At 71.3% G+C, this 19501-nt stretch carries 16 protein-coding genes; 10 read left to right on the top strand and 6 right to left on the bottom strand.

Annotated elements, in window-relative coordinates; translation table 11 throughout:
* The first annotated feature begins 5 nt into the window (after positions 1 to 5).
* The 4 genes from KBY32_RS34360 to KBY32_RS34345 are packed head-to-tail and all read left to right on the top strand — an operon-like array spanning position 6 to position 6512.
* Positions 6 to 1283 (top strand): glycosyltransferase, encoded by a 1278-nt coding sequence (locus KBY32_RS34360; protein WP_210982829.1) that lies wholly within the window; start codon positions 6 to 8, stop codon positions 1281 to 1283.
* Positions 1280 to 2926: a glycosyltransferase family 39 protein gene (locus tag KBY32_RS34355; protein ID WP_210982828.1), complete on the top strand. Its 1647-nt coding sequence runs from the start codon at positions 1280 to 1282 to the stop codon at positions 2924 to 2926. The genes KBY32_RS34360 and KBY32_RS34355 overlap by 4 nt, the downstream gene beginning before the upstream one ends.
* A complete protein-coding gene (locus KBY32_RS34350; protein WP_055621747.1) occupies positions 2923 to 4110 on the top strand; it encodes a glycosyltransferase family 2 protein in 1188 nt (395 codons plus the stop codon). The genes KBY32_RS34355 and KBY32_RS34350 overlap by 4 nt, the downstream gene beginning before the upstream one ends.
* A complete protein-coding gene (locus tag KBY32_RS34345; protein ID WP_210982827.1) occupies positions 4107 to 6512 on the top strand; it encodes a galactose oxidase early set domain-containing protein in 2406 nt (801 codons plus the stop codon). Before KBY32_RS34350 ends, KBY32_RS34345 begins: the two co-directional genes overlap by 4 nt.
* 3 nt (positions 6513 to 6515) lie before the next feature.
* Here KBY32_RS34345 and KBY32_RS34340 read toward each other — a convergent pair whose 3' ends face one another.
* Both KBY32_RS34340 and KBY32_RS34335 read right to left on the bottom strand, forming a co-directional pair.
* The gene (locus KBY32_RS34340) at positions 6516 to 7241 is read right to left on the bottom strand and encodes a Mut7-C ubiquitin/RNAse domain-containing protein (protein WP_210982826.1); all 726 of its coding nucleotides are present in this window, start codon (positions 7239 to 7241) and stop codon (positions 6516 to 6518) included.
* A 63-nt stretch (positions 7242 to 7304) separates the two neighbouring features.
* Positions 7305 to 8051 (bottom strand): hemolysin III family protein, encoded by a 747-nt coding sequence (locus tag KBY32_RS34335; RefSeq protein ID WP_055621750.1) that lies wholly within the window; start codon positions 8049 to 8051, stop codon positions 7305 to 7307.
* Positions 8052 to 8380: 329 nt separating this feature from the next.
* On the opposite strand from KBY32_RS34335, the gene KBY32_RS34330 reads away from it, so the two are divergent.
* A complete protein-coding gene (locus KBY32_RS34330) occupies positions 8381 to 10204 on the top strand; it encodes a phosphoenolpyruvate carboxykinase (GTP) (protein WP_210982825.1) in 1824 nt (607 codons plus the stop codon).
* A 227-nt stretch (positions 10205 to 10431) separates the two neighbouring features.
* Here KBY32_RS34330 and KBY32_RS34325 read toward each other — a convergent pair whose 3' ends face one another.
* Complete coding sequence (locus KBY32_RS34325; RefSeq protein WP_055621752.1) at positions 10432 to 10851, bottom strand: hypothetical protein; 420 nt, start codon at positions 10849 to 10851, stop codon at positions 10432 to 10434.
* Positions 10852 to 10956: 105 nt separating this feature from the next.
* Positions 10957 to 12168, bottom strand: coding sequence for a pyridoxal phosphate-dependent aminotransferase (locus KBY32_RS34320; RefSeq protein WP_055621753.1), 1212 nt, complete (start codon positions 12166 to 12168; stop codon positions 10957 to 10959).
* Positions 12169 to 12292: 124 nt separating this feature from the next.
* Here KBY32_RS34320 and KBY32_RS34315 point away from each other — a divergent pair, with 124 nt between their 5' ends.
* Together KBY32_RS34315 and KBY32_RS34310 are read left to right on the top strand one after the other, a co-directional pair.
* The gene (locus tag KBY32_RS34315) at positions 12293 to 12991 is read left to right on the top strand and encodes a hypothetical protein (protein WP_210982824.1); all 699 of its coding nucleotides are present in this window, start codon (positions 12293 to 12295) and stop codon (positions 12989 to 12991) included.
* A gap of 247 nt (positions 12992 to 13238) precedes the next feature.
* On the top strand, positions 13239 to 14168 hold the full coding sequence (locus KBY32_RS34310) for a serine protease (RefSeq protein WP_210982823.1): 930 nt from the start codon (positions 13239 to 13241) through the stop codon (positions 14166 to 14168).
* A gap of 20 nt (positions 14169 to 14188) precedes the next feature.
* On the opposite strand, the gene KBY32_RS34305 is transcribed toward KBY32_RS34310, so the two are convergent.
* Both KBY32_RS34305 and KBY32_RS34300 read right to left on the bottom strand, forming a co-directional pair.
* Positions 14189 to 15796: an amidohydrolase family protein gene (locus tag KBY32_RS34305; protein WP_210982822.1), complete on the bottom strand. Its 1608-nt coding sequence runs from the start codon at positions 15794 to 15796 to the stop codon at positions 14189 to 14191.
* A 14-nt stretch (positions 15797 to 15810) separates the two neighbouring features.
* Complete coding sequence (locus KBY32_RS34300; RefSeq protein ID WP_210982821.1) at positions 15811 to 17082, bottom strand: amino acid deaminase; 1272 nt, start codon at positions 17080 to 17082, stop codon at positions 15811 to 15813.
* A gap of 138 nt (positions 17083 to 17220) precedes the next feature.
* On the opposite strand from KBY32_RS34300, the gene KBY32_RS34295 reads away from it, so the two are divergent.
* The 3 genes from KBY32_RS34295 to KBY32_RS34285 are packed head-to-tail and all read left to right on the top strand — an operon-like array spanning position 17221 to position 19438.
* Positions 17221 to 18273, top strand: a complete 1053-nt coding sequence (locus tag KBY32_RS34295) for a sugar kinase (RefSeq protein ID WP_055621758.1) — start codon at positions 17221 to 17223, stop codon at positions 18271 to 18273.
* Positions 18270 to 19031 (top strand): IclR family transcriptional regulator, encoded by a 762-nt coding sequence (locus KBY32_RS34290; RefSeq protein ID WP_055621759.1) that lies wholly within the window; start codon positions 18270 to 18272, stop codon positions 19029 to 19031. The genes KBY32_RS34295 and KBY32_RS34290 overlap by 4 nt, the downstream gene beginning before the upstream one ends.
* Positions 19028 to 19438, top strand: coding sequence for a RidA family protein (locus KBY32_RS34285; protein ID WP_108708461.1), 411 nt, complete (start codon positions 19028 to 19030; stop codon positions 19436 to 19438). Before KBY32_RS34290 ends, KBY32_RS34285 begins: the two co-directional genes overlap by 4 nt.
* Positions 19439 to 19501: the final 63 nt, after the last annotated feature.

The raw sequence follows: 19501 nt of genomic DNA, 5'->3' as shown, positions 1-19501 counted from the left end.
ATCTGTTGCTGACGTCTGTCTTCATAGCCGTCGTCTCACTGGCCTTGTTCTGGATGGCGGCTTTCACCCTGTGGTGGCAGATGCACGCGTGGCGTACGCCCGAAGTGCTCGCCTCCACCCGGTTCAGCAGACCGGACGGGAACGACCATGTGTCCTTCTCCCTGCTGCTGCCGGCACGACATGAACAGGCCGTGCTGGACCACACCATCCAGCGGCTGCTGGAGTCGACCCACACCGACTTCGAGATCATCGTGATCGTCGGACACGACGACCCGGAGACCACCGAGGTGGCCGAGCGGGCCGCCGCACGTGATCCACGGGTCCGTGTCGTCGTCGACACGCACGAGAAGAAGAACAAACCGAAGGCGATGAACACCGCGCTGCCGCACTGCCGCGGTGACGTCGTCGGGGTCTTCGACGCCGAGGACCAGGTCCACCCGGAGCTGCTGGCCCACGTGGACCACGCGTTCCGGACCACCGGGGCGGACGTCGTCCAGGGCGGCGTCCAGCTGATCAACTTCCACTCCAGCTGGTACAGCCTGCGCAACTGCCTGGAGTACTTCTTCTGGTTCCGCTCGCGGCTGCACCTGCACGCGCAGAAAGGGTTCATCCCGCTCGGCGGCAACACGGTCTTCGTCCGCACCGACGTGCTGCGCGAGGCCGGCGGCTGGGACCCGGACTGCCTCGCCGAGGACTGCGACCTGGGGGTCCGGCTCTCCAGCGTCGGCAAGAAGGTCGTCGTCGCCTACGACTCCGACATGGTCACCCGCGAGGAGACACCCGGCAGCCTGATGTCGCTGCTGAAGCAGCGCACCCGCTGGAACCAGGGCTTCCTGCAGGTCTACCGGAAGAAGGACTGGAAGCAACTGCCCACGTTCGGGCAGCGGCTGCTCGCGCGCTACACGCTGATGACGCCATTCATGCAGGCGTTCACCGGGCTCGTCATCCCGCTGAACATCGCGATCGCGGTGTTCCTCGACGTACCGGTGAGCATCGCGTTCATCACCTTCCTGCCGGCCGTCACCGCGCTCGTCACCTTCGTGTTCGAGATCGTCGGACTGCACGACTTCGGCCGCCAGTACGGGCTGCGCGTGCGCTTCGTCCACTATCTGAAGCTCGTCGTGGGCGGCCCCTTCTACCAGGTGCTCCTCGCCGGGGCCGCCGTCCGCGCCGTCTGGCGCGAGCAGCGCGGCCGCAACGACTGGGAGCTGACCAGCCACGTCGGCGCGCATCTCGACGCCGCCGACGCGACCCGTGACCTCCGAGAGGACGTCCACGCGTGACCTCCACCCTTCCCGCGGCGACCACTCCGAAGGTCCCCGCGCAGCGCCGGCCTGCGCCCACGACCCGTCCGACCGGCCGAACAGGGCCGTCGCGGCTGCGTTCCTCCCGGTCCGACCTGCTCCTGTGCGGTGTCCTCCTGGTGGCGATCCTCGTCGTCCAGGGCTGGAACATCGCCGACTACCCGACCCTCAGCGACGACGAGGGCACCTATCTGGCCCAGGCCTGGGCGGTCCAGGAGGGCCGCGGCCTCGCCCACTACACGTACTGGTACGACCATCCGCCGCTCGGCTGGATCCAGATAGCCCTGCTGACCTGGATCCCGGCCGCGCTGAGCCCCGAGTCGATGACCGTCGGCACGATGCGGGCGGCGATGCTCGTGGTCAGCGCGGTCAGCGCGGTGCTGGTCTACGTCCTCGGCCGGCGGCTGTCCCTGCCGCGCTGGGCGGCCGGACTCGGCATGCTGCTGTTCGGCCTGTCGCCGCTGTCGGTGGTGCTCCAGCGGGAGATCTTCCTCGACAACCTCGCGGTGATGTGGACACTGCTGGCGTTCGCGCTGGCGGCCTCGCCGAGCCGGCATCTGTGGCACCACTTCGGGGCGGGCATCGCGGCCGCCACCGCCGTGCTCACCAAGGAGACGATGCTCTTCGTGCTCCCGGCGGTGCTGATCACCATGTGGCGGCACAGCCACCGCGACACCCGGAAGTTCGCCCTCACCGGCGCGATCACCGCGTGCGCCCTGATCGGCCTGTCCTACCCGCTGTTCGCCCTGCTCAAGGGCGAGCTGCTGCCGGGCAGCGGACACGTCTCGCTGTGGGACGGCATCACCTACCAGATGACCCGGCCCGGTTCGGGCTTCATCCTCGACGAGGGCTCGGGCTCCTGGGGCGTGCTGCAGTCGTGGCTCTACTACGACCGCGTCCTCATCGTCGGCGGTCTCGCCGGCGCCCTGCTGCTCCTGGTGACCTGGCGCTGGTCGGTCACCGCCCGCGCGCTGGCCGGGCCCTCGGCCGCCGTGGTGATCCTCGCCCTGGTCGCCCTGCGCCCGAACGGCTATCTGCCGGCGATGTACGTCATCCAGGCGCTGCCGTTCCTCGCCCTGGTCCTGGCCGGCGGTACTGCCTCCGTCGCGCACGCCGTGCTGCGGCGCCGGCGCTCGGAGAGCGAGCCCCGCCCCCTCACCGGCGGCCGGTACGCCCTGGCGGCGGTGCTGGCGATCGCGGCCGGCGCCTATGTCGTCCCGCGCTGGTACGACGGCGACCGCACCGCCGTCACCGCCGACGCCAACGCCCCCTACCAGGCGGCCTCGAAGTGGCTGGCCACCGAGGTGGAGGACCCGGCGGACACCCGCGTCCTGGTCGACGACGCGCTGTGGCTCGACCTGGTGCACGCCGGGTACGAGCCGGGGCGGGGCGTCATCTGGTTCTACAAGGCCGACCTCGACCCGGCCGTCACGAAGACGATGCCGCGCGGCTGGAAGGACCTCGACTACGTCGTGGCGTCCCCGACGGTCCGGCGTGACGCCGTCGACCTGCCCAACGTCAAGGCGGCCATCGAGCACTCCGAGCCGGTCGCCGTGTTCGGCGAGGGCGAGGACCGTATCGAGATCCGCCAGATCCAGACTTCCGCCGGAGGCGTTCGATGACCCACGAGTACACCGTCCCCGGCGGGCTGGACGATCCGGCCGTCGAGACCACCGAGGTCCCCGAGCCGGGAGCCGTCACCATCGTCGTCCCGACCTTCAACGAGTCGGCGAACGTACGGCAGTTGCTGCACCAGATCACCGAGTCCGTGCCGGCCCGGCTGCCCTGCGAGGTCGTCTTCGTGGACGACTCCACCGACGACACCCCGCAGGTCATCGAGGAGGCCGCCAAGGACTGCCCGTTCCCCGTCACCGTCCTCCACCGCGACGAGCCCGTCGGCGGGCTCGGCGGAGCCGTCGTCGAGGGCATGAAGGCGGCCGGCTCCGACTGGATCGTCGTCATGGACGGCGACTGCCAGCACCCGCCGTCCCTCGTCCCGGAACTGGTGGCCACCGGCGAGCGCGCCAACGCCGGACTCGTCGTCGCCTCCCGGTACATCAAGGGCGGCAGCCGGGCCGGGCTCGCCGGCAGCTACCGGGTCGCCGTCTCCCGGGGTGCGACCTGGCTGACCAAGGCCCTGTTCCCGCGCCGGCTGCACGGCATCAGCGACCCCATGAGCGGCTTCTTCGCGATCCGGCGCAGCGACATCACCGCCGAGGCCCTCAAGCCGCTCGGCTACAAGATCCTGCTGGAGCTAGCGGTCCGCAGCCGCCCGCGGGCGGTCACCGAGGTGCCGTTCGTGTTCCAGGAGCGGTTCGCGGGGGAGTCCAAGTCCACGGCGGCGGAGGGGCGCCGCTTCCTGCGGCACCTGGCCGGGCTGCGCACGGCCGACCCGCTGGCCCGCATGGTGGTGTTCGGCCTGATCGGGCTGACCGGCTTCGTACCGAACCTGGCCGCGCTGTGGGCGATGACCCAGGCGGGGCTGCACTATCTGCCCGCCGAGATCATCGCCAACCAGTTCGGAGTCGCCTGGAACTTCCTGCTGATCGAGAAGCTGCTGTTCCGTGAGCGGCGCGTCCACCGGCACTGGGCCGACCGCACGATCCGGTTCGCGCTGCTCGCCAACGCCGACCTGGTGCTGCGCATCCCGCTGATCGCGCTGCTCGTCGGCCAGTTCGGGCTCGCGGTGCTGCCCGCGACGGCACTGGCCCTGGTCATCACCTTCGTCCTGCGCTTCGCCGGTACCGAGGCGCTGGTCTATCTGCCCCGCAGGAGCCGCAGCCGCACAGCAAGGAGTACTGCATGAGATCCAGAACCAGAACGGCCCTGCTGGCCGTCATGGGCCTCACCGGAGGACTGCTCCTCACCACGCCCCAGCCCGCGTCCGCCGCCAACCTCGTGAAGAACCCGGGCTTCGAGACAGCGGGCGGCGATGACATGCCGTACTGCTGGAAGAAGTCCGGCTGGGGCGACAACGACTTCGCCTTCGAGACGGTGGCCGACGCGCACTCCGGCTCCAAGGCGATGAAGGTGACGCTGACCCGGCGGACCGAGGGCGACCGCAAGGCGCTCATCACCGAGTCCGCCGAGTGCGCGCCGGTCGTCACGGTGGGCAGGCAGTACGACCTGGGGCTCTGGTACAAGTCGACGACCCCGGACACCTCGATCACCCTGTTCCGGCACGACACGACCGCGGGCTGGCAGTACTGGACGGACCTGAAGACGCTGCAGACGGCGGCGGGCTGGACCGAGGCGACGGTCCGCACGCCCGAGGTGCCGGCCGGCACCGACCGGATCGCGTGGGGCGTCTCCGTCTACGGCACCGGCTCGGTCACCACCGACGACTACACGATGGACCAGGTCGCCGAGCCCGTCCCGGACCCTGTGTGCACGGGCACCGCCGAGGAGTGCGCGAACGGCCGCTGGGACGTCCTGCCCACCCAGAACCCGGTCCGCTCCATGCACTCCGTCGTCCTCAACAACGGCAAGGTGCTGCTGATCGCCGGGTCCGGCAACAGCGAGGAGATGTTCGAGGCGGGCACGTTCACCAGCGCGGTCTACGACCCGGAGAACGGCACCTACAAGCAGATCCCGACGCCCAAGGACATGTTCTGCGCCGGGCACGTCCAGCTGAAGGACGGCCGGGTGCTCGTGATGAGCGGCAACAAGGGCTATCCGTCGGCCGACGGCACGATCGGCTACCAGGGGTTCAAGGACTCGTACATCTTCGACCCGGTCACCGAGACGTACAGCAGGACCAACGACATGAACGACGGGCACTGGTACCCGTCGGCGACGATCCTCGGCAACGGCGACGTGATCTCCTTCGGCGGCCTCAAGGAGGATTCCACCGGCTCGGTGACGGCCGAGCTGTGGTCGGACGCCGAGCAGAAGTGGCTGGAGCTCTGGAAGGTCAACCAGACCTGGTCGTACTGGGGCCTGTACCCGTCGATGATCCTCATGCAGGACGGCCGGCTCTTCTACTCCGGCAGCCATGTCTTCGGCAACAACATCCCGGGCACCGGCGCGGCGATCTACGACTACGACGCCAACACCGTCACCCAGGTCCCCGGCCTGCAGCGCAAGGACGAGCGCGACCAGTCCGCGAGCGTGCTGCTGCCGCCCGCCCAGGACCAGAAGGTCCTCACCCTCGGCGGCGGCAACATCGACTCCAACCCCGACGCCAACCGCCTCACCGACGTCATCGACCTGAAGCAGCCGAACCCGTCGTACGTCGCCGGGCCGCCGGTCCCGCAGGGCACCGTCGACCTGGGCGCGGGCAAAATCGCGCAGACCGGTGACCAGGGCAAGATGTACGTCTCGGCGGTGCTGCTGCCCGACGGCAAGGTGCTGGAGACCGGAGGCGCCCTGCACAACCGGGCCGACCCGGTGTACGAGTCGTCGCTCTACGACCCGGCGACCGGCACCTTCGACCCGGTGGCGGCCGACCCGGAGGCCCGCGGCTACCACTCCTCGGCGTTCCTGCTGCCCGACGGCCGCGTCATGGCGACCGGCGACAACCCGGGCAACGGCTCCTGGAACCACGACGTGTCGATCTACACCCCGCCCTATCTGCTCAAGGGCGAACGCCCGGCGATCACCTCGGTGATCGACACCGAGTGGAGCTACGGCGACACCCAGCGGATCACCGTCGACCGGCCCATCGCCAAGGCGGAGCTGATCCGCCCGGCCGCCGTCACCCACTCCTCCGACCCCAACCAGCGGTTCGTCGACCTGCCGCTGTCGGTGGACGGGAACAACGTCGACCTGAACGTGACGAGCAACCCCGATCTGGCGCCGCCCGGCTGGTACATGCTCTTCGCGGTGGATGCGGGCGGGGTGCCGTCGGTGGCGAAGTGGGTGCACCTGGACGGCCCGCGGGCGCTGAGCGCCAAGGACGCCTCCGCGCACGTCCACGCCTTCGCCGACGACCTCCAGGGCAAGGTGACGGGCCCCGGCAAGAAGCGCTCGGCGCAGCAGGTCGGCCCGGCCGTCTCCGGCTGCGACCGGCACTACGGCTCCGCCAACGTCTGTGTGCCGACGGACTTCCCGCCGGCCGTGAAGGCGACGACGAAGGCCCGCTGCGACTGGCTGAAGGCCAACGACTACGGCCGGCTGAAGGTCAACGGCAGGGACGACCCGCTCCGCCTCGACCCGAACGGGGACGGCGTGGCCTGCGGAAAGGCTGACGTGAAGGCGAAGCGCTGACCATCAGCTCGCGTACTCGGTGAGGGCGCGCTCCACGATGGCCTCCAGCTGTTCGTGGTGCGCGCCCTTCCAGTAGGCGCGCCCGCACGCGGTGCACTGCGCGAAGACGTCGTACGTCCGCCGGGTGCCGCCCGCCAGCTGGTCGGCGACCTCGTCCTTGGTGGCTTCCTTCAGCAGGCCGTTGCAGGCGGTGCAGCGGGTCCAGGGGCGCAGCTCCGGGCGGAAGCGGTCGAGGACGTCCCGCAGCTGCTCCTCGGGGCGGGTGCTGTAGACATAGCCGCCTGCCCAGAGTTCGCGGCGGCGCAGCAGGCCCCGGTCGCGGCTGAGCATGACCCGCTTCTCGGCGGCGGAGCGGGCGGCGAGCGCGGGGTCGCCGATGTCGGTCGACTCGTACGCGGTGTCCACGCCGAGCAGGCGCAGCCGGCGGGCGAGGGTGCCGAGGTGCACGTCGAGCAGGAAGCGCAGCGGGGCGCCGGGCACCCGCTGAGGGCGCTCGACGGGCCGTACGGTCACGGACTCGCCGGCCCGCGGGACATGGGCCACGGGCACGGGACGGCCGTCCACGAGGAGGGTGCCGACCTCGGTGAGGGGGACGCCCAGGGACTCCACGACGTGGCCGAGCGTCGAGACGCCGTCGGTGACGAGCGGGGTGGCGCCGCGGCGCCGGTCACCTGCGACGAACGGACGCAGCTCGGGCGCGAACTCGACGTGGATCTCGGGACCGTTCACCTGGTCAGGATGTCACGGTGGGGCTCGGGCGACCCGAGGTTTTTCATGGCGCGGGGGCGCCGGTCAGCCGTGCTGGTAGGCGACGATGGAGATGCCGACGTAGTGCGCGATGAACGCGGCCAGCGTGAAGGAGTGGAAGACCTCGTGGAAGCCGAACCAGCGCGGTGACGGGTTCGGGCGCTTGAAGCCGTAGACCACGCCGCCGGCGCTGTAGAGGAGACCGCCGACGATCACCAGGACGAGCACGGCGATGCCGCCGGTGCGCATGAAGTCCGGCAGGAAGAAGACGGCGGCCCAGCCCATCGCGATGTAGCAGGGCGTGTAGAGCCAGCGGGGCGCGCCGACCCAGAAGACCCGGAAGACGATCCCGGCCGCGGCGGCGCCCCAGATGCCCCACAGCAGCCACTGCCCCTTGGCTCCTGGCAGGAGCAGCATCGTCAGCGGGGTGTAGGTGCCCGCGATGATCAGGAAGATGTTGGCGTGGTCGAGCCGGCGCAGGATGCCGTCCATGCGCGGGCTCCAGTTGCCCCGGTGGTAGAGCGCGCTCACGCCGAACAGCAGGCAGGCCGTGAGGACGTAGATCCCGCAGGCGAGCCGGCCGCGCGGGGAGTCCGCGAGGGCGGTGAGGACCAGCCCGGCGATCAGGACGGCCGGGAACATGCCCAGGTGCAGCCAGCCGCGGAGCTTCGGCTTGATCTCCTCGCCGAGCTGCTGGGCCTGGTGGGCGATCTGGTGCGGCAGCGAGGGCGCTCCGGAATCCCGGCCGGCGGCCGGCGTCTCCGAGAGCGCGTCGGGGTCGGGCGCAGTCATGGGGAAATCGTACCTACGGAACCGTAACTTATGCGTCTGGGCGGCCAGATGAGGGCCTGAAGTGGCCATCGTCTCACGGGCGCCTCGGGAGGCGGGTACCCGGGGTGAGGCCGTGATGACGGACCGGAAACCTCCGGATGAGTGGCGATCCTCACGCCGCTCACTTGTGACGCCCTCTGGACATATGCGCGGACGCGTCGGATGATCAAATGAGTGCGGTCGGCACCGGATGAGCGCGGCATGATCCAGCGGGCGCGGCAGCCGGGTCGAGGCCCCCACGGGGCACACAAGGGCATACCAAGGACAAAATCCCTCACTTAGGAGCAACCGTGGCGCGTGACAACGCGGCTCCCCCCGTCGTTCCCACCCAGCACCAGGCGCTCGTCACCTGGGTGAACGAGATCGCCGAACTGACCCAGCCGGACAACGTGGTCTGGTGTGACGGATCCGAGGCCGAGTACGAGCGCCTGTGCGAAGAGCTCGTCGCCAAGGGCACCTTCAAGAAGCTCGACCCGATCAAGCGCCCCAACTCGTACTACGCCGCCTCCGACCCGACCGACGTCGCCCGCGTCGAGGACCGGACCTTCATCTGCTCCGAGAAGGAGGAGGACGCGGGCCCGACGAACCACTGGAAGGCCCCGGCCGAGATGCGGGAGATCTTCCAGGGCGAGCGGGGCCTGTTCCGCGGCTCGATGCGCGGCCGCACGATGTACGTCGTGCCCTTCTGCATGGGCCCGGTCGGCTCGCCGCTGTCCGCGATCGGCGTCGAGATCACCGACTCCGCCTATGTCGCCGTGTCCATGCGCACGATGACCCGGATGGGACAGGCGGTCCTCGACGAGCTCGGCTCCGACGGCTTCTTCGTCAAGGCCGTGCACTCCCTGGGCGCCCCGCTGGAGCCCGGCCAGGAGGACGTCCCCTGGCCCTGCAACAGCACCAAGTACATCTCGCACTTCCCCGAGGACCGCGAGATCTGGTCCTACGGCTCCGGCTACGGCGGCAACGCCCTGCTCGGCAAGAAGTGCTATGCCCTGCGCATCGCCTCCGTCATGGCCCGTGACGAGGGCTGGCTCGCCGAGCACATGCTGATCCTCAAGCTGACCCCGCCGCAGGGCGAGTCGAAGTACGTCGCCGCCGCCTTCCCGAGCGCCTGCGGCAAGACCAACCTCGCCATGCTGGAGCCCACGATCTCCGGCTGGACCGTCGAGACCATCGGCGACGACATCGCCTGGATGCGCTTCGGCGAGGACGGCCGCCTCTACGCGATCAACCCCGAGGCCGGCTTCTTCGGCGTCGCGCCCGGCACCGGTGAGCACACCAACGCCAACGCGATGAAGACCCTGTGGGGCAACTCCGTCTTCACGAACGTCGCCCTCACCGACGACGGCGACGTCTGGTGGGAGGGCATGACGGAGGAGACCCCGGCCCATCTGACGGACTGGAAGGGCAACGACTGGACGCCGGAGTCCGGCACCCCGGCCGCCCACCCCAACGCCCGCTTCACCACGCCGGCGTCCCAGTGCCCGATCATCGCGCCCGAGTGGGAGGACCCCAAGGGCGTGCCGATCTCCGCGATCCTGTTCGGCGGGCGCCGCGCCAGCGCCGTCCCGCTGGTGACGGAGTCCTTCGACTGGAACCACGGCGTCTTCCTCGGCGCCAACGTGGCCTCCGAGAAGACCGCCGCCGCCGAGGGCAAGGTCGGCGAGCTGCGCCGCGACCCGTTCGCCATGCTGCCGTTCTGCGGCTACAACATGGGCGACTACATGGCCCACTGGGTCGATGTGGCCAAGGACAAGGACCCGGCGAAGCTGCCGCGGATCTACTACGTCAACTGGTTCCGCAAGAACGACGACGGCAAGTTCGTCTGGCCCGGCTTCGGCGAGAACTCCCGCGTCCTGAAGTGGATCGTGGAGCGCCTGGAGGGCAAGGCCGAGGGCGTCGAGACGCCGATCGGCGTGCTGCCGACCAAGGACGCGCTCGACACCGACGGCCTGTCGCTGTCCGAGTCGGACCTGGACTTCCTGCTCACCGTCGACAAGGACGTGTGGCGCGAGGAGGCGGCGCTCGTCCCCGAGCACCTCGACACCTTCGGCGACCACACGCCCAAGGAGCTGTGGGACGAGTACCACGCGCTGGTCAAGCGCCTGGGCTGACGACAGCCCCCCAAGACGCCGCGGCCGGCTCCGATCGTGCCCTGACCAGCTACATCGTCACGGCCGGCCGCGGTGACCGCCTCCCGGACCGGCGAGGCCCCGTACAACGGTGTGCGGGGCCCCGGGCCTGCCGCCGCCGGGTCCCGTCCGCCCCGACGGGACGTAAGCGGCGGCAGGCCCTCGCCTGAACGGCGAGGGCCTGCGTGATCTCCGGGGAACGGCGCCTGTCAGCCGCCGACCCCGGTCAGCTTCTGTGACGCCTGGGCCGCGGCGTGCGCGTCCATGCGTTCGGCGGCGAGGATGGCCGCGGCGGTGTCCGCACGGGACGCGGCGACGACCAGGGCGCGTCCGGCCAGGGCGTGCGCCCGCCGGTGCAGGGTCGCCAGCCGGGCCGGGTCGGCCGCGACGGCGGAGCGGGCCGGCGGACGTCCTTCCCGGAGCCGGGTCACCTGCTCGGCGAGCCGTTCGGCCGCGTCGTCCAGGTCCTGCGAGGGGGCCGTGGCGCGCAGCTCGTCCGTGACGGCGAGCAGCGCGGCGAGATGACCGGCGAGCTGGATGTCCAGCTCCTCCTCGCGTGTGCGGTGGGGGAAGTCGGTGCCGCCGGCCATCGTGCTGTGGATCGACTTGGTGCGGATCGGTTCGTACATGGGGGATGGCCTCCTGTGCGCTGACAGGAAACCATCCTAGCTTGGATTTCGTCTAAAGTTGAGTTGTAAGCAAAAAGTGGACCGTGCATGTACTCGCGGTAGCGGTCACGGCTGGCCGTAGCCGTCGAGGAAGCGGCCGATCCGGCCCATCGCGTCCCGCAGGTCCGCGGCCGTCGGCAGGGTCACCACCCGGAAGTGGTCCGGATCCGGCCAGTTGAAGCCGGTGCCCTGCACGACCATGATCTTCTCGCTGCGCAGCAGGTCCAGGACCATCCGCCGGTCGTCCTTGATCTTGAAGACCTTGGGGTCCAGGCGCGGGAAGAGGTACAGCGCCCCCTTCGGGCGGACGCAGCTCACCCCGGGGATGGCGGTCAGCAGCTCGTAGGCGATGTCCATCTGCTCCTTGAGCCGCCCGCCGGGCAGCACGAGGTCGTCGATGGTCTGCCGGCCGCTGAGCGCGGCGACCACGCCGTGCTGGCCCGGCATGTTCGCGCACAGGCGCATGTTCGCGAGGATCGTCAGGCCCTCGATATAGGAGTCGGCGTGCGCGCGGGGGCCCGAGATCGCCATCCAGCCCACCCGGTAGCCGGCCACCCGGTACGCCTTGGACATGCCGTTGAAGGTGAGCGTGAGCAGGTCGGGCGCGACGGCGGCGGTCGGGGTGTGCGTGGCGCCGTCGTAGAGGATCTTGTCGTAGATCTCGTCGGAGCAGACGAGGAGGTTGTGCCGGCGGGCGATGTCCGTCAGCCCGCGCAGGACGGCCTCGTCGTAGACGGCCCCCGTCGGGTTGTTGGGGTTGATGATGACGATCGCCTTGGTGCGGTCGGTGACCTTGCGCTCGACGTCGGCGAGGTCGGGCATCCAGTCGGACTGCTCGTCGCACCGGTAGTGCACGGCGGTGCCGCCGGACAGGGAGACGGCCGCCGTCCACAGAGGGTAGTCCGGCGCCGGGACCAGCACCTCGTCCCCGTCGTCGAGGAGCCCCTGCATCGCCATGACGATCAGCTCGGAGACGCCGTTGCCGATGAAGACGTGCTCGACGTCGGTCTCGATGCCGAGGGTCTGGTTGTGCATGACGACGGCCCGGCGCGCGGCCAGCAGGCCCTTCGCGTCGCCGTAGCCGTGCGCCGTCGACACGTTGCGGAGGATGTCCTCGAGGATCTCGGGCGGGCACTCGAAGCCGAACGCGGCCGGGTTGCCGGTGTTCAGCTTGAGGATCCGATGCCCCGCCGACTCGAGCCGCATCGCCTCCTCGAGCACCGGGCCCCGGATCTCGTAACAGACGTTGGCGAGCTTGGTCGACTGGATCACCTGCATGTCTGGGAGCTTACGGCGGTGCCCCTCGGGGAGGCCCGTGTTTTCCGCCACGTGAGACGTGTGGTGTGGGCGGATGTCGTGGGCCGCTGTCCTGCGCGCCCGCACCTCTCTACAATGCCCCGTCATGCCCAGGCCACCGGAGAACGACAAGGCGATGGACGCCGGCGACGCCGCGCACGACGGCTACGGCGACGCCGAGCAGGGCGGTCCGGCGACGGAGGGGCCGAGCGTGTACCACCCGCTGGCCGACGCCGCCCCGTCCTACGAGGAGTACGCCGATCCCGCCGCCGCGCACGGCTGGCAGGACGCGTACGACCGGACGGAGGAACTGCCCCGGACGCCGGGGGGCGATGCTGCGAACGGGGGAGCGCGGGCCGCGCGCGGGTACCGGGGGAAGCGCCGCAAGGAGCGTCCGCGTCCCTCGCGGCGGGCGCTGGTCTCGGCCGGTGCGGTGGGGGTCGCCTCCGCGGCGCTCGTGGCGGGCTTCTCCCTCTCCGGGTCGTCGTCCGACGGCGACTCCAGGGGCGGGGACGAGCGGACGGGTCCGACCGCCGTGGACCCCGCGCAGAGCGCGGAGGAGACGGGCGGCGGCACGACGGCGTCCGGTGCGCCGCTGGACGGCGACGCGCCGCGCACGCGCACCCCGGACGTGACGCCGGCCCCCTCCGCGTCGGCCACCGCGACCGGGGGCGGCGCGCCCTCGGCCCCCGCGGCGAGCACGGCCCCCGCGGCACCGACCGCAACGGCGACCGCGTCCGAGACGAGGGGCGGACGCGACGACCACCCCGGGCGCGGCCTCGGCATCACCAAGGGGCCCAGGTAGCCGTCCTCCGTCGCGGCCGGGTGCGGTGTGCGCCGGGCCGCCTGTGGTGATCCGGCCACCCTCCCGTGGAGGTCCTGCGCCGCCGCGCCGAAACGTCCGGGATCCGGTGGTAGGGAAAGCCCTACGGCCCTACTCGCCGGTCACCTGCTTCTTGTGGGCACCCCCCTCCTGAGTGAGAATGCGCATGACAAAAGCGCGGGTGGCCGGAGATTCTCCGGTCACCCTCCTCGTATGAGGGGACCCCCACATGAGAAAACCTCTCGGCGCCACCCTCCTCGCCCTGGCGATGGCCGGGGCCGGCGCCGCACCCGTGGCCGCGGCTCCCGCGGACACCACGCAGTCCTTCGGCAAGGGTGCCGGGACGGGCTCGGTCACCTCGGTGGTCCGGGACACCGTCGCCTCCGTGACGGCCGGTCTCGAACAGGCGCTGAAGCCGTCCGTCCAGGCCGTCGACTTCGCCGGCACCGTGGCGCTCAGCAACTGCTCCGGCTCGGTCGTGCGCTTCCCGAAGTCCCAGGACAGCGACCCGGCGCTCGTCATGTCGAACGGCCACTGTCTGGAGACCGGTATGCCGGGCCCCGGCCAGGTCGTCGTCGACCGGGCGTCCAGCAGGACCTTCAGCCTGCTGAACTCCTCCGGCTCCAGGGTCGCCACCCTGCGGGCCAACAGAATCGCCTACGGCACGATGACCGACACGGACGTGTCGATCTACCAGCTCACCACCACCTACGCGCAGATCAAGAGCTCGACCGGGATCAGCGCGCTGACCGTGGCCGACACCCGTCCGGCCGCCGGCACCGCGATCACCGTCGCCTCCGGCTACTGGAAGCGCCTCTACAACTGCAACGTCGACGGGTTCGCGTACCGCCTCAAGGAAGGCGACTGGACCTTCAAGGACTCGGTCCGCTACACGTCCGCCTGCAACACCATCGGCGGCACCTCCGGCTCCCCGGTGATCGACCAGGCCACCAAGCGGGTCGTCGCCGTCAACAACACCGGCAACGAGGACGGCCAGTCCTGCACGGTCAACAACCCGTGCGAGGTCGCCGAGAACGGCGAGGTCACCGTCCGCCAGGGCATCAACTACGCCCAGCAGATCTACCAGATCCCCGCCTGCTTCGGCACCGGCAACAAGCTGAACCTCAACGCGAGCGGCTGCGTCCTGCCCAAGCCGTGACCGGCACGCCGTAGGGCCGGCTAACCGGCCCTGCGGACCGCCCGTCCCGCCAGTACGTCCGTGCGACGGCCGTCCTCGATCACGAAACGGCCGTCCACGAGCACATGCGGGATACCCGTCGGTGGCGTGCGCGGCTCCGCGAACGTGGAGCCCGCCGCCACCGTCTCCGGGTCGAACAGCACCAGGTCCGCCCGATAGCCCTCGCGGACCAGCCCCCGGTCCGGCAGCCGCAGCCGCTTCGCCGGGCGCGAGGTCAGATGGGCCACGCACTCCTCCAGCGACAGCACCCCCAACTCCCGGACGTAGTGCCCGAGATAGTGCGGGAAGGTGCCGTACGCGCGCGGATGCGGCTTGCTGCCCTGCAGGATGCCGTCGGAACCGCCCGTGTGGACGGGGTGCCGCATGATCGCCCGGACGTTCTCCTCATGGCCGACGTGCTGCAGGATCGTCGTGCCGAGCCGGTCCTGAAGGAGCAGCCGGCGCGCGGTCGTCCAGGGGGCCTCGCCGCGGGCGTCCGCCGACTCCCGGACCGTACGGCCGACGTGGTCCGCCAGCGCGGGCTCGCCCACCCCCGAGATCTCGATCGTCTCCCACTCCACGGGCACGCCGTGGCAGCCGTCGGCGCCGACGACCTCCAGATGGTGCCGGATCCGCTCGGCCGTCGCGTCGTCCGCGAGCCGCGCGAGGATCGCCTCGGGCCCGCCCTCGCTCGCCCAGCTCGGCAGCAGGGCCACCAGGGTCGTGCAGCCGGGGGTGTACGGGTAGGTGTCGAGGCTGATGTCGGCGCCCTCGGCGAGCGCCTTGTCCAGCAGGGACAGCAGCTCGGGGGCGCGGCCCCGGTTCACGCCGAAGTTCATGGTGGCGTGCGCGAGGTGCAGCGCGCAGCCCGCCTCCCGGGTCAGCGCAACCATCTCCTCGTACGCCTGGAGCGCGCCCGCCCCATAGGAGCGGTGGTGCGGGCAGTAGTAGCCGCCGTACCGGGCGACGACCCGGCACAGCTCGGTCAGTTCGGCGTCCCCCGCGTACATGCCCGGTGTGTACGTCAGCCCCGACGACAGGCCGACCGCGCCCTGCTCCAGGCCCTCGGCGACCAGGGCGCGCATCCGGTCCAGCTCGGCCGGGGTCGCCTCCCGGTCCTCCCAGCCGACGACGAGCGCCCGGACCGTGCCCTGCGGCACCAGATACGCGGCGTTCACCGCGATGCCCCGGTCGAGGCGGTCCAGGTACTCGCCGACGGACCGCCAGTCGAAGTCGATGTCGTCGCCCGGGCCGTTCCAGCCGGCGATCGCGCGCCGCACCTCGCCCAGCGTGCGGTCGTCGACCGGCGCGTACGACAGCCCGTCCTGACCCAGCACCTCCAGGGTGACGCCCTGGGCGGCCTTGGCGCTGTGGTCGGGGTCCCGCAGCAGCGCCAGATCGCTGTGGGCGTGCATGTCGACGAAGCCGGGGGAGAGGACCAGCCCCTCCGCGTCCAGCTCGCGGCGCGCCTTGGGCCGCTGGCAGCCGGCCGCGGCGGCCTCCTGGACGATCGACACGATCCTGCCGCGGTCCACGACCACGTCGGCGCGGTAGGACGGACCGCCGCTGCCGTCGACGACGTCCGCGTCCCGGATGACGAGCTCTTCCACGACCGGCCCCCTGCTCAGAAGAATGTGCGGATGTAGTCGACGACCGTCCCGTCCGCCTCGGCGAGCGGGATCAGCTGCCACTTGTCGAACGCCGTGCACGGGTGGGACAGCCCCAGGCCGACCCAGTCCCCGACCTCCAGGTCCGCCTCGCCGGTCGTCTCCAGCCAGGCGTGCTGGTCGGACAGCGCGGTCACGGTGACACCGTCGGCGGGGCGTTCGGCGCCGTCCCGGCGGACCACCTGGGCGACCGGCAGATCCAGGTCGTACGCCGCGTCCCGCTTGCCGGCGTTGGCGAACGCCTGGCCGGGGGAGGGGCGGGACACGACCTGCGTCCAGAGCCGGAAGGCGGGCTCCAGGGCGCCCTCGCCCGGCACCCGGTTGAACGGGGTGAGCCTGCGGTAGTGCCCGTCGTCGTGCGAGACGTACGCGCCCGAGCGCAGCAGCTTCAGTACGGGGACGGAGAGCTCGGGGATCTCGGCGAACACGTCGGCCACCGCGTCGAACCAGGCGCTGCCGCCCGCGCTGACCACGATCTCGTCCAGCCCCGCGAACCGGCCCGCCTTGTCGAAGCCCGCCGCCAGCGCCACCAGCCGGCGCAGCCAGGCGCGCACCCGCTCGGGGTCCGCCCTCGGCACCTCGCCCTCGTATCCGGCGACCCCGACCAGACGGAGGGTGCCGGTGGCGGCCACGGCGTCCGCGACGGCCGCGCACTCCTCGTCCGTACGGACGCCGGTGCGGGCGCCCTCGCCGGCCGCCAGCTCCACCACGACGTCCAGCGGCCGACCGGCTCCGGCGTCCCGCAGCGCGGCGTCCATGAGGCGCACACCGGACACGGAGTCGACGTAGCAGACGAGGCGGAAGTGCGGGTCGGCGGCCAGTTCGCCGGCGATCCAGCGCAGCGCGGCGGCGTCCACCAGTTCGTTGGCGAGGAAGATCCGCTCGACGCCGAACGCCCGGGCCACACGCATCTGATGGGGCACGGCGAGCGTGATGCCCCAGGCGCCACGCTCGATCTGCCGCTGGAAGAGCGCCGGTGCCATCGAGGTCTTGCCGTGCGGCGCGAACGCGAGGCCGTGACGGGCGGCGTACGTCTCCATCAGGGCGAGGTTGTGCTCCAGGCGCTCGGCGGACAGCGCCAGCACCGGGGTGGTGAAGCCGCCGGTGAAGAGGTTGCGCCGCTGGGCGGCCAGCTCCGCGACGCTCAGGCCGTCGGCGTCGGGCGGGAGGCCCTTGAAGCGGTGGTCGACGCGTTCCTCCGCCAGGCGGGCCAGCGCCTCGTTCCCCATGGAACCTCCCTGATCAGTGGCGTTGCAGTGAGTGCAACACTCATTGCGTATTTCGCTTGTCGCTGTCTAACATCTCGGCCAACCGCGGGTCAACGGATCGGCGGATCCGCCCGCCCAAGGTCTGGAGCTACGACGATCGTGACCCTCACCGGACCCTGCAATGCCCCCGACGTCATGGACGTCGTCGCGCTCGGCGAGTCCATGGTCACGTTCCTGCCGTCGCGGCCGGGACGCCTCGCCGACGTCCCCTCCTTCGAGCGGGCCATCGGCGGTGCCGAGTCCAACCTGGCCTGCGGGCTCGCCGCCGCCGGGCACCGGGTGCGCTGGGTGAGCCGGGTCGGCGCCGACGGCTTCGGCGACCACCTCGTGACGGCCATCGGCGGCCACGGCGTCGACGTCTCCGCCGTACGCCGCGACCCGGCCCGCCCGACCGGCGTCTACTTCCGCACCGCCGGCGACCGGGCCACCGACGCGCACGAGGTCGCCTACTACCGGGCCGGATCGGCCGCGTCCGCCATGTCGACGCACAACGTCGACCTCGCCGCCGTACGCGCGGGACGCGTCCTGCACCTCTCCGGGATCACCGCCGCGCTCTCGGACACCTGCCTGGACCTGCTGCGCGAGCTGACCGCGCCGCGCGAGGACCGCCCGGTCGTCTCCTTCGACGTCAACCACCGGCCCGGCCTGTGGCGGGACGCCGGCGGACCGGCCGTCCTGCTGGACCTCGCCCGCGCCGCCGACCTCGTCTTCGTCGGCGTCGACGAGGCGCAGGACGCCTGGGGCGTCACCGGCGGACCCGAGGCGATCCGCGCCGCGCTGCCCGAACCGCCGGTGCTGGTGGTGAAGGACGGCGCGCGCGGCGCCACCGTGTTCGACCGCGCCACGGACTCCGCCGTGTACGTGCCGGCCCCCGAGGTACGGGTCGCCGCCGCGACCGGCGCCGGGGACGCCTTCGCCGCCGGGTTCCTCTCCGCCACCCTGCGCGACCTCCCCCTGCGCGACCGGCTGCGGCACGGACACCTCTGGGCCGCCGCCACCCTCACGAGCCCCGCCGACCTCGCCCCGCCCCCCGCCCGCGACACCGCCGACGGCCTGGTGGCCCTCGACGACACCGGGTGGGAGAAACTTCGACTCGGCCCCGGCTGGAACCACACCACGGACCGGGCCGACGAGGAGGTACCCACGCCATGAGCCAGACCGTCGACCGCGCGCTCAGCATCCTGCCGCTGCTCGCCGAGGGCCCCGCCGACCTGGGCAAGGTCGCCGAGCGGCTCGGCGTCCACAAGTCCACCGCGCTGCGGCTGCTGCGCACCCTGCACGAACACGGAATGGTCTACCGCCAGTCCGACCAGCGCTACCGGCTCGGCGCCCGCCTCATCGCCCTCGCCCAGGAGGCGATGGAGAACCTCGACATCCGCGGGATCGCCCACCCCCACCTCGTCCGGCTGAACGAGCAGTGCGGGCACACCGTGCACCTCGCCGTCTACGAGGAGGACGAGGTGCTCTACATCGACAAGGTCGAGAGCCGCTACCCCGTGCGGATGTACTCCCGGATCGGCAAGCCCGTCGCCATCACCGTCGCCGCGGTCGCCAAGCTGCTCCTCGCCGATCTGCCCGAGCACGAGCGGCGGGCCCTCGCCGAACAGCTCGACTACCCCATGTACACGTCCCGTTCCACCCCCAACGCCCCCGCCTTCCTGCGGGAGTTGGACAAGGTCCGCGAACAGGGCTGGGCCACCGACCTCGGCGGCCACGAGGAGTCCATCAACTGCGTCGCGGCCCCCATCCGCGGCGCGGACGGCCGGGTCGTCGCCGCCATGTCGGTGTCGGCGCCGAACGTCGTCGTCACCGCCGACGAACTCCTCACCCTGCTCCCGCTCGTGCGCCGCACCGCGGACGCCATCAGCGGCGAGTACTCCGGCAGAACCCCGACGAAGGACACCCCATGACCGACAAGATCGCGCTCACCCCGAAGACCCACACCACCCCGCCCGCGCAGTTCTCCCACGGGGTGCGCAAGGGCAACATCCTCCAGGTCGCCGGTCAGGTCGGCTTCCTCCCCGCCGTCGAGGGCCAGGCCCCCACGCCCGCCGGTCCCACCCTGCGCGAGCAGACCCTCCAGACCCTCGCCAACGTCAAGGCGATCCTGGAGGAGGGCGGCGCCACCTGGGACGACGTCATGATGATCCGCGTCTATCTGACCGACGTGGACCACTTCGCCGAGATGAACGCCCTCTACAACGCCTACTTCGAGGAGCAGGGCCTCACCCAGCCGCCCGCCGCCCGCACGACCGTGTACGTCGGTCTGCCCGCGGGACTCCTCATCGAGATCGACGCGCTGGCCGTCCTCGGCTGACGCCTCCCCCGCCCCACCCCCCGCACGGCACGGTGTCCGCCCCCCCCCCCCGCCCCCGGCCGC

This window comes from Streptomyces sp. RK62, assembly GCF_018070255.1.
GTDB classification, from domain to species: domain Bacteria; phylum Actinomycetota; class Actinomycetes; order Streptomycetales; family Streptomycetaceae; genus Streptomyces; species Streptomyces nigra.
The sequence above is the reverse complement of the archived record's forward strand: the minus strand, read 5'-3'. Positions and strand labels throughout refer to the sequence as shown.